The organism is Stenotrophomonas sp. SPM, assembly GCF_003105135.1.
Lineage (GTDB): Bacteria > Pseudomonadota > Gammaproteobacteria > Xanthomonadales > Xanthomonadaceae > Stenotrophomonas.
The window spans coordinates 1-12,871 of the sequence record NZ_QETL01000104.1; the positions used below are offsets into that span (position 1 = coordinate 1).

General features: G+C 68.7%; 13 protein-coding genes. 7 read left to right on the top strand and 6 right to left on the bottom strand.

The window, feature by feature from the left end; translation table 11 throughout:
* Window positions 1-229: 229 nt before the first annotated feature.
* The 5 genes from DCO49_RS16765 to DCO49_RS16785 all read left to right on the top strand — a co-directional run bounded on the left by DCO49_RS16765 (window position 230) and on the right by DCO49_RS16785 (window position 4,612).
* Window positions 230-679 (top strand): DUF2147 domain-containing protein, encoded by a 450-nt coding sequence (locus DCO49_RS16765; RefSeq protein WP_116864970.1) that lies wholly within the window; start codon window positions 230-232, stop codon window positions 677-679.
* Between the two features lie 102 nt (window positions 680-781).
* Window positions 782-2,857 carry a methionine--tRNA ligase gene (gene metG, locus DCO49_RS16770; protein ID WP_116864971.1) on the top strand — a complete coding sequence of 692 codons (2,076 nt, stop codon included), beginning with the start codon at window positions 782-784 and terminating at the stop codon, window positions 2,855-2,857.
* Window positions 2,858-2,933: 76 nt separating this feature from the next.
* Entirely contained in the window at window positions 2,934-3,524 is a 591-nt protein-coding gene (locus DCO49_RS16775) for an HAD family hydrolase (RefSeq protein ID WP_116864972.1), read from the top strand.
* Window positions 3,525-3,549: 25 nt separating this feature from the next.
* Complete coding sequence (rnfB, locus tag DCO49_RS16780) at window positions 3,550-3,963, top strand: Rnf electron transport complex subunit RnfB (RefSeq protein ID WP_116864973.1); 414 nt, start codon at window positions 3,550-3,552, stop codon at window positions 3,961-3,963.
* A 292-nt stretch (window positions 3,964-4,255) separates the two neighbouring features.
* Window positions 4,256-4,612 carry a hypothetical protein gene (locus DCO49_RS16785; RefSeq protein ID WP_243402764.1) on the top strand — a complete coding sequence of 119 codons (357 nt, stop codon included), beginning with the start codon at window positions 4,256-4,258 and terminating at the stop codon, window positions 4,610-4,612.
* A gap of 191 nt (window positions 4,613-4,803) precedes the next feature.
* Here DCO49_RS16785 and DCO49_RS16790 read toward each other — a convergent pair whose 3' ends face one another.
* Window positions 4,804-5,151: a RidA family protein gene (locus DCO49_RS16790; protein ID WP_108750666.1), complete on the bottom strand. Its 348-nt coding sequence runs from the start codon at window positions 5,149-5,151 to the stop codon at window positions 4,804-4,806.
* A gap of 194 nt (window positions 5,152-5,345) precedes the next feature.
* Between DCO49_RS16790 and mprF the strand changes: the two genes are divergently transcribed.
* On the top strand, window positions 5,346-7,910 hold the full coding sequence (mprF, locus tag DCO49_RS16795; RefSeq protein WP_116864974.1) for a bifunctional lysylphosphatidylglycerol flippase/synthetase MprF: 2,565 nt from the start codon (window positions 5,346-5,348) through the stop codon (window positions 7,908-7,910).
* An 89-nt stretch (window positions 7,911-7,999) separates the two neighbouring features.
* Here mprF and DCO49_RS16800 read toward each other — a convergent pair whose 3' ends face one another.
* The 4 genes from DCO49_RS16800 to DCO49_RS16815 form a co-directional block, all read right to left on the bottom strand.
* The gene (locus DCO49_RS16800; protein ID WP_279325649.1) at window positions 8,000-9,343 is read right to left on the bottom strand and encodes an AcvB/VirJ family lysyl-phosphatidylglycerol hydrolase; all 1,344 of its coding nucleotides are present in this window, start codon (window positions 9,341-9,343) and stop codon (window positions 8,000-8,002) included.
* 78 nt (window positions 9,344-9,421) lie between these two features.
* Window positions 9,422-10,039, bottom strand: coding sequence for a DUF998 domain-containing protein (locus tag DCO49_RS16805; protein WP_116864976.1), 618 nt, complete (start codon window positions 10,037-10,039; stop codon window positions 9,422-9,424).
* A complete protein-coding gene (locus tag DCO49_RS16810; RefSeq protein WP_116864977.1) occupies window positions 10,036-10,221 on the bottom strand; it encodes an oxidoreductase-like domain-containing protein in 186 nt (61 codons plus the stop codon). Before DCO49_RS16810 ends, DCO49_RS16805 begins: the two co-directional genes overlap by 4 nt.
* Window positions 10,222-10,267: 46 nt before the next feature.
* On the bottom strand, window positions 10,268-10,870 hold the full coding sequence (locus DCO49_RS16815) for a hypothetical protein (RefSeq protein ID WP_116864978.1): 603 nt from the start codon (window positions 10,868-10,870) through the stop codon (window positions 10,268-10,270).
* Window positions 10,871-11,101: 231 nt separating this feature from the next.
* Between DCO49_RS16815 and DCO49_RS16820 the strand changes: the two genes are divergently transcribed.
* Window positions 11,102-12,253, top strand: a complete 1,152-nt coding sequence (locus DCO49_RS16820; protein ID WP_116864979.1) for a transglutaminase-like domain-containing protein — start codon at window positions 11,102-11,104, stop codon at window positions 12,251-12,253.
* Window positions 12,254-12,260: 7 nt separating this feature from the next.
* On the opposite strand, the gene DCO49_RS16825 is transcribed toward DCO49_RS16820, so the two are convergent.
* Window positions 12,261-12,596 carry a zinc ribbon domain-containing protein YjdM gene (locus tag DCO49_RS16825; RefSeq protein ID WP_116864981.1) on the bottom strand — a complete coding sequence of 112 codons (336 nt, stop codon included), beginning with the start codon at window positions 12,594-12,596 and terminating at the stop codon, window positions 12,261-12,263.
* Window positions 12,597-12,871: the final 275 nt, after the last annotated feature.

Genomic DNA, 12,871 nt, shown 5'->3' on the forward strand with positions numbered 1-12,871 from the left:
AGGACCGCAGGCGCCATGGATGGCGCCTACGAGCCCCCATGGACGGGTTTACGGCGTGTCCTGCAGGCCCACACCGCCCCGCCATCCCACGGAAAGCCCGCTGTTGCTGTTGCTTCTGCAGGTGCAGGGCTGCAAGCCCTGCAAAGCCCCCCCTTCCCCATACCCCGCCGAATGGGTATACAGTCGCCCTGTACCGGCGACGTGCCGGAATGAACCCTGGGAGGGGACCATGCGCAAGACCTTCAAGACCCTGTTGCTGGCACTGCCGCTGTGCCTGGCCGCCCTGTCGGCCCAGGCCGCCGACGGCGCCGCCGGCCGCTGGAAGACCATCGACGACAAGACCGGCAAGGTGAAATCGATCGTCGAGATCAGCCAGGCCGCCAATGGCGCGCTGACCGGCAAGGTGGTCGAGATCCTGCACTCGGACAAGGGTCCCAACCCGATCTGCGACGGCTGCGAAGGCGCCAACAAGAACAAGCCGGTGAAGGGCATGACCATCCTGTGGAACCTGTCGCAGGACAAGGGCAGCCACAGCAAGTGGTCCGGCGGCACCATCCTCGACCCGGCCAACGGCAAGACCTACAAGTCCAAGCTGGAACTGCAGCCGGGCGGCGGCAAGCTGGACGTGTCCGGCTGCATCGCCTTCATCTGCCGCACCCAGACCTGGGTCCGCGAGTAAGGCCTCCGGCCCGCGCAGCACCCCCGTGACCCGGCCCCGGCCGGGTCACCTCGTTGCAGGCATGCGATAATCTGCGGTTCCCCTCGGCTGCACCCCGCGACCATGACCCGTACCGCGCTCGTCACCACCGCCCTGCCCTACGCCAACGGCCCCCTGCACCTGGGCCACCTGGTCGGCTACATCCAGGCTGACATCTGGGTGCGCGCGCGGCGAATGAGCGGCGGCAAGGCCTGGTTCGTCTGCGCCGACGACACCCACGGCACGCCGATCATGCTGGCCGCGGAAAAGGCCGGAGTCACCCCGGAAGCCTTCATCGCCAACATCCAGGCCGGCCATGAGCGCGACTTCTCCGCTTTCGGCGTGGCCTTCGACCACTACGACTCGACCAACTCGGCGGCCAACAAGGCGCTGACCGAGCAGTTCTACCTGAAGCTGGAAGCGGCCGGCCACATCAGCCGTCGCTCGGTGGCGCAGTTCTACGACCCGGCCAAGGGCATGTTCCTGCCCGACCGTTACATCAAGGGCATCTGCCCGAACTGCGGCAGCGCCGACCAGTACGGCGACAACTGCGAAGTCTGCGGCGCCACCTACAATCCGACCGACCTGAAGGACCCGAAGTCGGTGATCTCCGGCGCCACGCCGGAAATCCGCGATTCGGAACACTTCTTCTTCGAGGTCGGCCGTTTCGAAGGCTTCCTGCGCAACTGGCTGGCCGGCGACGTCGCCCTGCCCGGAGTGAAGGCCAAGCTGATGGAATGGCTGGACGCTGACGGTGGCCTGCGCGCGTGGGACATCTCGCGCGATGCGCCGTACTTCGGTTTCGAGATCCCCGGCCAGCCGGGCAAGTACTTCTACGTCTGGCTGGACGCGCCTATCGGCTACCTGTCCAGCTTCCAGACCCTGTGCGGCAAGCTCGGCGAAGACTTCGAATCGCACCTGCGCCAAGGCACCAACACCGAACTGCACCACTTCATCGGCAAGGACATCGTCAACTTCCACGGCCTGTTCTGGCCGGCGGTGCTGAACGGTACCGGCCACCGCGCGCCCACCCGCCTGCACGTCAACGGCTACCTGATGGTCGACGGCGCGAAGATGAGCAAGTCGCGTGGCACCTTCGTGATGGCGCGCACCTTCCTCGATGCCGGCCTGGAACCCGAAGCCCTGCGTTACTACTACGCGGCCAAGACCAGCGGCGGCGTCGACGACCTCGACCTGAACCTGGGCGACTTTGTGGCGCGCGTGAACGCCGATCTGGTCGGCAAGTTCGTCAACCTGGCCAGCCGCTGCGCGGGCTTCATCAGCAAGCGCTTCGATGGCCTGCTGGCCGCGCAGCTGCCCGATGCGGCGCAGTACCAGCGCTTCGTCGATGGCCTGGCGCCGATCCGTGAAGCCTACGAACGCAACGACCCGGCCGCCGCCATCCGCCTGACCATGACCCTGGCCGACGAAGCCAACCGCTACATCGACGAGGTCAAGCCGTGGGTCATCGCCAAGCAGGAAGGCGCCGACGCGCAGCTGCAGGCGGTGTGCAGCCAGGGCCTGAACCTGTTCCGCGTGCTGGTCACCGCCCTGAAGCCGGTGCTGCCGGCCACCGCCGCGCAGGCCGAGGCCTTCCTGGCCGCGCCGGTGAACGACTGGACCGCGCTGGCACAGCCGCTGCTGGGCCACCGCATTGCTGAGTACACCCCGCTGTTCACCCGTATCGACCCGAAGAAGATTGACGCCATGATCGACGCCTCCAAGGACACCCTGCAGCCGGCCGCCGCTGCCGCCCCCGCCGCCAGGACCGAAGCCGTGAAGCCGGCTGCCCCGGCCAAGGACGAAGCGAAGAGCGCCGACGCACCGGCCTACATCGGCATCGATGATTTCGCCAAGCTCGACCTGCGCATCGGCAAGGTGCTGGTGTGCGAGTTCGTGGAAGGCTCGGACAAGCTGCTGCGCTTCGAACTGGATGCGGGCGACCTGGGCAAGCGCCAGATCTTCTCCGGCATCCGTGGCAGCTACGGCGAACCGGAAGCGCTGGTCGGCCGCAGCGTAGTGTTCATCGCCAATCTGGCCCCGCGCAAGATGCGCTTCGGCCTGAGCGAAGGCATGATCCTGTCGGCCGGTTTCGACGGTGGCGCGCTGGCGCTGCTGGACGCCGACAGCGGCGCACAGCCGGGCATGCCGGTCCGCTGATGCCCTGCGGGCGCGGCCCTCGCCGCGCCCCGCCACGCAGACCGCCACGGAAGGCACCGCCATGGGAGAGAGCAGGATGGAACTGGCGCTGTTCGATTTCGACCACACCGTCACCACCTGCGATACCTATGGCCGCTTCCTGCGCCGCGTGGCCACGCCCGAGCAGCTGGCGCGCGCGTGGTGGATGGTCGGCCCCTGGCTGCTGGCCTATCGCCTGCGCATCATCTCCGCCGCGCGCATCCGCGCCCGCGTCACCCGCCTCACCTTCAGCGAACGCCATGCCGATGACATCGCCACGCTGGCGGCGGGTTTCGCCCGCGAGGTGCTGCCCGACGTGATGCGTCCGGAAATGCTGGAGCAGATCCGCTGGCACAAGGAACAGCAGCACACCGTTGTGATCGTGTCCGGTTCGCTGGACCTGTACCTGCGGCCGTGGTGCGAACAGCTGGGCCTGCAGCTGATCTGCAACCGGCTGGAAAGCCAGGATGGACGCCTGACCGGGCGCTACGCGGACGGCGACTGCGCCCCGCGCAAGGTCGAGCACATCCGCCGCCAGTTCGACCTGTCGCGCTACCTGCGCATCCACGCCTACGGCGACAGCTACGAAGACCGGCCGATGCTGGCCCTCGCCCACGAGCGCTGGTACCGCGGCAGACCCCTGAAGTGATTTTGACGCGCAGACTTCGCCACGCATGAGCCTGATTCCGCCCCTGACCGAACGCCTCGACCGCCTGCTGCCGCAGACCCAATGCGGGCAATGCGGCTACGACGGCTGCCGCCCGTATGCGCAGGCGATGGCGCGCGGCGAAGCGGGCGTGGACCGCTGCCCGCCCGGCGGCGATGCCGGTGCACGCGCACTGGCGCAGGTGCTGGGCGTGCCCGCCGTGCCTTTCGACCGCACGCGCGGCGAGCACAAGGCGCCGCAGGTCGCGCTGATCATCGAAGCCGACTGCATCGGCTGCACCAAGTGCATCCAGGCCTGCCCGGTGGACGCCATCGTCGGCGGCGCCAAGTACATGCACACGGTGATTGCCGACCTGTGCACCGGTTGCCAGCTGTGCATCCCGCCATGCCCGGTGGACTGCATCGACCTGGTGCAACTGTAGCGGGGGTCGGATCCCTTTCCAGCGGAAAGGGCTCTGACCCCACTTCACCAGACATTCGTCGCAATCACCGCGTCCTGCGCGCCCCGCGCCCTCACGGAAAAGGACGCACATCGCAGATTGCCCCGCTGCTCGCGGCACATGCGCCAGCCCACTGCGGCCTCTTTCAACCGCATGCCAGACTTCCGCAAACGTCCTGTGACGGGCCACCCCAAGCGGCTGGCCGGTTTTCAAGCCACGTTCCGCCCGCCACCGTGCCGTGGAGGCTACCGATTGACCTGAACGGAGCTGTGCCATGACCCCTTCGGACGTTACCGACGACTGCACCCGCGACCTCACCGATGCAGCGGACGACATCGAGCGCCATCCCGACAGGATGATGGCCCTGTTGCGGAAGATCAGCGCGGCTGCCGCCGTCGATGGATTCCCCTGGCCGGAAGGCTACCTGCTGCCCGGCGGCCATCTCGGCCTGACCGACGCCGACCGCACCCTGGTCGGCCTGCGCGTGGTGCAGGAGCTCGTGCTTGCCGCCGAACGCACCCGCCAGGACGGCGAGGCCGACGAATACGTCGGCGACCGCATCATGGAAGGCCTGATGCAGGCCGGCATCGCCCTCTCCGCGCACGCCGCGACGAAAATCCGCCCGCACTGAACCAGCACGGGGTCAGAGCCCCCTCCTTCGGAGAGGGATCCGACCCCGCTCAGCATTTGGCGCCATGGACGGCGCCATCGAGCCCCCATGGATGGGTTTGCGGCGTGTCCTGCAGCTCCACACCGCCCCACCCCATGCGAAGGAGCTCAGAGCCGATCAACCTGCTCTGGCTGTGGCAGGCAAATCCAGAATTACGGCACTGCCGCCGTGATCACGATCTCGACCTTCCACTCGGCATGCGCCAGCTTCGCTTCGAACGTTGCACGCGCCGGGGTCGCACCTTCGACCACCCACTCATCCCATGCCTTGTTCATGCCGTCGAAATCGGCGATGTCGGCCAGGAACACTTCCGCGCGCAGCACGTGCTGGCGATCACTGGCCACCAGCGCCAGCAGCTTGTCGATCTCCGCCAGCACCTGCCGGGTCTGCCCGGTGATGTCCTGGCTGGTGTCTTCCGGAATCTGGCCGGAAAGGTAGGCGACCTTGTTGTGCACGGTCATCTCGGACATGCGCGGTCCGACGTCGTAACGCTCCATCATGGGCGTGGCTCCTGCGGGGTGGACTGAACCCCATTCTCACCCAGCCGGGCGGTGAAATGTGGCCTCCCGGACGCACATTCGTTGCCGCCAATCGCCGCACACTGCCGGTGCTGGTCAAACGCCACCGACAGGCGCACGATGCGCCACGTTCACGTTGACACCCCTCTTCCCCCTGCTGTCGCATTCTTGCGCCGATGACCCCAGCCAACGACCCCACCACCGCTTCGCACACCCCGGCATGGAAGCGGGTCCTGACCATCATCGTCCCGCTGCTGATCCTGTCGCTGGCCCTGCACGGGCTGGCCAACGAGTTCGACGAGCACGGCTACCGTGCCATCCGCGAAGCCTTCCACAAGCTGACCGGCACGCAGATCGCGCTGACCGTGCTGCTGGGCCTGGCCAGCTACGGCTGCCTGATCGGCTTCGATGCCATCGGTCTGCGCCGCAGCGGTATCCGCGTGCATCCGGCGCGCGTGGGCATCACCGCTTTCCTCGCCCACACCCTGGGGCAGACGGTGGGCTTTGCCGCACTGACCGGCGGCGCGGTGCGCCTGCGTGGCTACCGCAGCGCTGGCCTGGACCTGGCGCAGATCGGCCAGGTGGTGCTGATGAGCACGCTGGGCTTCGTGTTCGGTGCCTGGCTGCTGATCGGTGTGGCACTGTGCATGGAGCCGGCCGCCGCCGCGCTGGCCCTGCCGCTGGACCCGGCGGCGGTGCGCGTGGTCGGCATCCTCGCCCTGCTTGCCTACGCCGCCACCGTGCTGCTGGTCGGCCGCAACGGCCGCCAGTTCAGCATCTTCGGCCATGGCCTGTGGCTGCCGGATCGCCGCACGGTGCTCGGCGTCACCGTGCTCAGCGTGATCGAACTGGTGCTGGCCAGCGCCGCGTTCTACGTGCTGCTGCCGGACTCGACGCCCACCGGCCTGCCTGGCTTCGTCGGCCTGTACCTGGTGGCGGTGCTGGCCGGCCTGGTATCCACGGTCCCGGCCGGTCTGGGCGTGTTCGAGTGGAGCCTGCTGAAACTCCTGCCGCAGGTCGCCCCGGCCGCGGTGCTGGCGGCCGCGCTGATCTATCGCGTCACCTACTACGTGCTGCCGCTGCTGCTGGCCACCCTGCTCGCCCTCGCCCCGGCCCTGCGCCAGCCGCTGCAGGCCAGCGCCGGTGCCACCCGTGCCGGCTGGCATGCGCTGCGCCCGTGGCTGCCGCAGATCATCGCCCTGGCCGCCTTCAGCATCGGCGCCGCGCTGGTCATCGATGGCACGCTACCGACGCCACGCCGCCATCTGCTCAACGCCTCGCTGCCGATCCTGGAAACCTCGCACCTGATCGGCAGCCTCGGTGGCGTCGCCCTGCTGCTGATCGGCCAGGGCCTGGCCCGGCGCAGCCATGCGGCGTGGATGCTGGCGATGGCGGTGTGCGTGATCACCCCGCTGCCGCTGTGGCTGCGCGGCGGCCAGCCGCTCATCGCCGTGTCCGCGCTGCTGGTGGCGATGGCGCTGTGGGCCGCGCGCCGTGAGTTCTACCGCCAGGGCGCGCTGCTGGATGAAGCGTGGTCGTGGCCGTGGCTGCGCAATCTCGGCCTGGTGCTGGTCGCGGTCACCTGGCTGCTGTTCTTCACCTACAGCCACGTCGAATACCAGAACGAGCTGTGGTGGCAGTTCGCGGTGTCGGGCAATGCGCCGCGTGCGCTGCGCGCGTTGCTGGTGGTGGCCATCGCGCTGGTGATGTTCGGCCTGGCGCGCCTGCTGCACAGCACGCGCACGCCGCTGCCGGCCGCCGACGATGCCACCCTGCTGGCGCTGGCGCCGGTGCTGGCCAACGCCACTGACACCCAGGCCTGCCTGGTGCTGACCGCCGACAAGGCGGTGCTGCGCGACGAGGCGAAACAGGGCTTCGTGATGATGCAGCGCTATGGCGGCTCGCTGATCGCGATGGGCGATCCGGTCGGTCCGCCCGACGTCGCCCGTGCGCTGATCTGGCGCTTCCGCGAGGAAGCCGACCGCCTCGGCCTGCGCCCGGTGTTCTACCAGGTGGGCGAGGCCTACTGGCAGACCTATCTGGATCTCGGCCTGGGCCTGGTCAAACTGGGCGAGGAAGCGATGGTCCCGCTGCACGACTTCGGCCTGGAAGGGCGTGAGCGTGCGGACCTGCGCCAGGCCTGGAACCGCGGCAAGCGCAGCGGCCTGTCGTTCCGCGTAGCAGCGGTGGAAGAAATTCCCGGGCTGCTGCCGCGCCTGCACGCCATTTCCAACGCGTGGCTGGACGACAAGGCCGGCGACGAGAAGGGTTTCTCGCTGGGCAGCTTCGACCCGCAGTACCTGGTGCGCTTCCCGGTGGCGCTGGTCGAGGCCGAGGGTGAGATCGTGGCCTTCGCCAATCTCTGGCAGGCGCCGGCCGGTGCCGAGCTGTCGGTGGACCTGATGCGCCACATCAACGAGGCACCGAAGGGCACGATGGATTTCCTGTTCATCGAGCTGTTCCTGTGGGGCCGCGCGCAGGGCTATGCGCGTTTCTCGCTGGGCATGGCGCCGCTGTCCGGGTTGGCCCAGCACCGCCTGGCGGGCCGCTGGAACCGCTTGGCCGGGTTGCTGGCGCGGCATGGCGAACGTTTCTATGGCTTCAGCGGCCTGCGCCGGTTCAAGGCGAAGTTCGCCCCGCAATGGCGCCCGCGCTACCTCGCCGCACCCGGCGGCATGCACCTGCCGGCGGCGCTGCTGGATGCCACGCGGTTGATTTCGCTGGACCCGCGCCGCGGGTGATCGGGAGTGCGAGCTCCTCCCGGTGGGTGCGAACCGTTGGTTCGCACGCTTTCCGCCGGGCATGGCCCGGCGCTACCTGTGGGTGCGGTTTACGCGCCCTTGAGGATCACCTCCGCCAGGCGGTCGTAATCACCATTGAAGTGATGGTCGCCCGGCAGCTTCACCTTCTGCACCGCCTCGCCGGCCGGCAGATCCGGGCACAGCGCATCCTCATCCTTTTCGCCGTACACGCACAGCGTCTTGCCCGCCGGCAGCCTGGCCACTTCCGGCGCGATCGGCAGGCCATCGCCACCGCCGCCCAGCCAGTTGCTGACGTGGAATTCGAAATCGGCCTTGCGCCCCACCGACAGCAGGGCGATGCGCTCGACACTCTCGCGGGTGCCTGCATCAAGCTGGTTGATGGTGGCCGGCAGCACGTCGGCGCCCTGCGAGAACCCGACCAGCATCACCTTGTCGCGGTGCCACTGCTGCCGGTAGTGGGCGATGATCTTCTGCAGGTCGGCGGCAAAGCCCTTGGGCGTGCGCTCGCTCCAGAAATAGCGCAGTGAATCGATGCCGACCACGGCCACGCCATGCTCGCTCAGCGAGGCGGCAACGTTCTTGTCCAGGCCGGCCCAACCGCCGTCGCCCGACACGAAGATGGCCAGGGTGTCGCCGTTGCCGGTGGCCGGCACTTCCACCACCGGCAATCCCTTCAATGCATCCGGCGGCGGTGCCAGGCTCACGCCGGCCTGCGCGCCCACCACCCGTGCCGCAGCCACCAGGCCGGGCGAGGCATCGCCGCGCGCGGTGCGCTTGAACTCACGCGCCATCGCCACCTGCTGCACGAACGGGCTGGCCTGGCCGGCCTGGCAGGCGTTGCCGCCGGCTGCGCTCAGCCAGGGGAAATTCAGTTCGGCCGGCTGCAGCCGGTTGTGCTTCACGCCATCGCCGCAGACCATGCGCTCGTGGCTGTGGCCAGGGCAGAAGCCGGTGGTCAGCAGGCCGGCAAAGACCTGGGTATCGGCCTGCGCGGCCAGCGTGTAGGCCATCTCCGCACCCTCGCCATCACCGCCAACCAACGGCAGGTGATAACCCGGCAGGTGCAGCGAGGCCTGCAGCCAGCGCGAGAAATTCTCGACGTCGCCGGCACCGAACGAACAGGTCGGATTGCCTTCGCGCTTCAGCACGCCACGCAGGTGATTGATGTCCACGGCGGCAACAAGAGCGCCATCGGCACGCAGGGCCTCGATCGGCAGGCGGCTGGTATCGCCACCGGCGGTCGGCTCATGGAACCAGATCACCACCCGCTGCGGGGTTCCCGCCGGCATGTGCACCGGTATCTGGTCGAAGCGCCCGTGGCTGAACTGCTGCACGTTCGCCGCCGCCATGGCCGGCAACGCCGCCAGCGCCAGCACCACACCCATTGCCCTGCCCAGCCCTGCACGCTTCATATCGCATCCCCGGTGGAATGCGCACACGATACGCCGCCACCGCGTGCACGGCACGTACCCGTGCGGGCCGTTTGAGGTCTAGTTGGAAGCGCTGCGACGACCCCGCCGGTACATCGCCACGGCCAGCCACAGCAGCCAGCCGACGATCACCACGATCACCGTTTTCTGGCCCAGCCCACGCGGCGGACCTGCCCGCCACAGCACGTGCAGCCACAACAGGGCGAAGGCCAGCCACGCCCAGCCCCACAGCAGGGCCGCACTGCGCTGCCAGCCCGGCTCGCGGCGCAGGTACCACGCCTGCAGCAGCATGCCGACGCTGGCGCACAGGAAGGCAGTGTTCGCAGCCACGCCATGTACCAGCGGCGCCAGCAGTGGCGTCGCCTCGGGCAGCCAGCTGTCGCCGATGGACACTGTGGCCAGGCCGAGCGCGGCGACGGTGAACAGCAGCGGCGCGGCGGCACTGCGGCGTGGCCCCGTGCTGTGCCGGTACAGCGCGATGCCGAGCACGGCGATGGCCAGCGCCAGCAGGCAGTAGGCACTGCGCAGGGCCAGCCCTGAGGGGCCGTGCAGGTAGATGCTCAGGGTCGTCTGCACCCAGTCCAGGTCACTGCGCGCGAACTGGGTCCACAGCGCCGTGGCGATGAACAGCAGCAACGCGACCATGGCCAGCAATGCCGCCGGCCGCGCGCGCGTCATGGCGCCTCCTGCGGATGCCGCGCCTTCCATTCGGCCAGCGCCTTGCGGTAGCGCTGCAGCTCGTCGGAATACAGGTCGAGCACGCACAGCGGGCAGCCACTGCCGCAGCACTCGTTGGGGCCGGGCTCTTCCGGCGGTAGCGGACGCGGATCGGGATCAGGCACAGGCACGGGGTCGGTCACGGGCAGGCACGGCGTTGCAGACAGGCGCCCAGTGTAACGATCCCGCTCAGGCGTCCAGCTGCCGCTGCAGGTTGGCGCGCGCCGCCGCATCCAGGCGCTGGTGGAAGAAGTCGCTGAGGAAGATGCGTGGCGCGCGCAGCAGGCCCTGCAGGAAGCGGCGGCGGCCGGCACGGTAGAGGAAGCCCGGCACCACGCCCTGGTACTCCTCGGCCACGCCGCGGTCGTAGGCGGCGAACACCGCTTCGGGGGCCGCCAGGATGGCCATGTCGCAATCCAGGAACAGGGCCGCCTCGGCATCCACGTCGTCCGGTCCCAGTTCGCCATGGCGCGCGGTCAGCAGGATCAGCTGTTCCACCCGCGCGGCATCGATGCCCGAGAGCTCCGGCGCATGCGCGATGGCCCTGCGCGCCAGCTCGGCCGAGCGCGCTTCGTTGTCCTTGCGCCCTGCCTGGTAGATGGCGTCGTGGTACAGCACCGCCAGATACACCTCGGCGGGCTGCTGCCAGCCCGGCCCGGCCGCGACGTCCTGGCAGTGCTGCAGCACCGCGCGCACGTGGCCGAAGTGGTGGTAGGCGCGAGGCGGCGTGGCGTAGGCATCCTGAAGCGTCTGCCACTGCGCCGGTGCAAGCGGGATCGGGGCGAAGTCCATGCAGGGGATCATCCCGCCCGCAGGCGCCGCGGGCAAGCTGGACAATTTTTCACCAGCCGCTCACATCGCCCGCCGGGCAAGGCTGGCAAGGGGTTGTCCACAGCTTTGTCGCGGGCTGGTCCACACCGCATGTGGATGAACGCGGAGGACCGATAAATGGTTGATGCCGGCCCACCCGTGCGGGTCTACACTGCCGGCAGGCGGGCCTACCCGCCGCCGCAGGAAACTGCCATGCGCCGTCTTGCCGCTCGTTGCCTTGCGTCTTTGCTCGCTGCCACGGGCGTGTCAGCCGCCCTGGCCCAGGATCCTCCACCACCCGAACCCCTGATGGCGCCGGCCGCACCGGTTGCGGTGGCCAGCGTGCCGACACCGGAACAGGTGCTGGCCATTCCCGCACCGCTGCGGCAGATGCTGCAGACGCGGGTGATCGCCCGCCACAGCTCGCGCGAGCAGCGCCTGCAGGCGCTGGCCGAAATGATCTTCGGTGCACAGGCGCTGGACATGCAGTACGACCCGACGGCGACCTACACGCTCACCGAAATCTGGCAGAAGCGCCAGGCCAACTGCCTGGCGTTCACCCTGCTGTTCGCCACCCTGGCGCGCGAAGCCGGCATCCAGGCGCGCGTGCAGGAGGTGGATCGCGTGGTGTCCTGGTACCAGGACCAGGAACAGGGCGTGGTCTACAGCGTGGGCCACGTCAACGTGGGGATCATGGTCGACGGGCGCGGCGGGACTGTCGACCTCGACCGCAACATCCTCTACGACCGCCGCGGCCCGCACCCGATCTCGCTGGACCGCGCACTGGCGCACTTCTACAACAACCGCGGCGCCGAGCGCATGACCGCGGGCGACAAGGTGGGCGCGCGCGCGTTCTTCACTGCGGCACTGGCGCGCGCGCCGGATTTTGCGCCGACCTGGAACAACCTCGGCGTCCTCGACAGCCGCGAAGGTGACTTCGCGGGCGCGCGCGCCGCACTGGAGAATGCGCTGCGCCTGGATGGCCGCGAGGATTCGGCGCTGATCAACGCCAGCGTGCTGTATCGCCGCCTGGGCCTGGTGACGCAGGCGCAGGCGCTGGAGCAGCGTTTGAAGGCGGCGCAGCGCGACGACCCGTTCGCGCAGTACATGGCCGGTGCTGCCGCCGAGCGCAACGGCGACCTGGCCACGGCGATCCGCTATTACCGGCGCGCGGTGCAGCTGTACGACAACGCGCACCAGTTCCATTTCGGGCTGGCGCGCGCGTACTTCCTCTCGGGCCAGTTGGCCCGTGCCGACCGCGAACTGACGCGGGCAAGGTCGCTGGGTGGCAGTGTCAACCAGCAGCGCTACCAGGCCAAGCTGGACGGCCTGTCGCGCCTGCGCACGCAGCAGGCGCGACGCTGAGCGCGGCTCAGGCCTTCTTGAGGAAGCAGGTCTTCAGCACCAGACCCTTGATCTTGTCCGAGTTGCCTTCGATGTGTTCGGCATCGTCCTCGACGAGGCGGATGTTGCGGATGACGGTGCCCTGCTTGAGCGGGATGGACGAGCCTTTGACCTTCAGGTCCTTGATGACGGTGACCGTGTCGCCGGCCTGCAGGGTGTTGCCGTTGCTGTCGCGCACGACGAGGGAGGCGCCGGCGCCCTTCTCGGCGGTCCACTCGAAACCGCAGTCGGCGCAGATCCACAGCGCGCCATCGGCATAGGTGTTTTCCAGGGTGCACTGCGGGCAAGCGGGAGCGGAAGACATCAGCAAGTACCTCAAAATGAATCAACAACCGCCATTGTAACCGCCGGGTCCGTGCTTCCATTTTTTCCCGCGTGTGGCGCCTCTGTTGATACTGGTTTGAGGCGAGGGGCCATGCGGGTCAGGACACGCCGTAAACCCATCCATGGGGGCTCGATGGCGTCTTGCTCGTGTGCGCTGTCCTGCGCACACGGCAAGACCGGGGTTGGGCGTCCCGCCCAACCCGCCCGAGGCATGCCTCGGGCCCATGGCGCCACCGGTCCTGCCCCGCATGGCCC

Bases quoted from the DNA above. Each gene is read 5' to 3' on its own strand.
- DCO49_RS16765 (WP_116864970.1), top strand. From the start codon at position 230: ATGCGCAAGACCTTCAAGACCCTGTTGCTGGCACTGCCGCTGTGCCTG.
- metG (WP_116864971.1), top strand. From the start codon at position 782: ATGACCCGTACCGCGCTCGTCACCACCGCCCTGCCCTACGCCAACGGC.
- DCO49_RS16775 (WP_116864972.1), top strand. From the start codon at position 2,934: ATGGAACTGGCGCTGTTCGATTTCGACCACACCGTCACCACCTGCGAT.
- rnfB (WP_116864973.1), top strand. From the start codon at position 3,550: ATGAGCCTGATTCCGCCCCTGACCGAACGCCTCGACCGCCTGCTGCCG.
- DCO49_RS16785 (WP_243402764.1), top strand. From the start codon at position 4,256: ATGACCCCTTCGGACGTTACCGACGACTGCACCCGCGACCTCACCGAT.
- DCO49_RS16790 (WP_108750666.1), bottom strand. From the start codon at position 5,151: ATGATGGAGCGTTACGACGTCGGACCGCGCATGTCCGAGATGACCGTG.
- mprF (WP_116864974.1), top strand. From the start codon at position 5,346: ATGACCCCAGCCAACGACCCCACCACCGCTTCGCACACCCCGGCATGG.
- DCO49_RS16800 (WP_279325649.1), bottom strand. From the start codon at position 9,343: ATGAAGCGTGCAGGGCTGGGCAGGGCAATGGGTGTGGTGCTGGCGCTG.
- DCO49_RS16805 (WP_116864976.1), bottom strand. From the start codon at position 10,039: ATGACGCGCGCGCGGCCGGCGGCATTGCTGGCCATGGTCGCGTTGCTG.
- DCO49_RS16815 (WP_116864978.1), bottom strand. From the start codon at position 10,870: ATGGACTTCGCCCCGATCCCGCTTGCACCGGCGCAGTGGCAGACGCTT.
- DCO49_RS16820 (WP_116864979.1), top strand. From the start codon at position 11,102: ATGCGCCGTCTTGCCGCTCGTTGCCTTGCGTCTTTGCTCGCTGCCACG.
- DCO49_RS16825 (WP_116864981.1), bottom strand. From the start codon at position 12,596: ATGTCTTCCGCTCCCGCTTGCCCGCAGTGCACCCTGGAAAACACCTAT.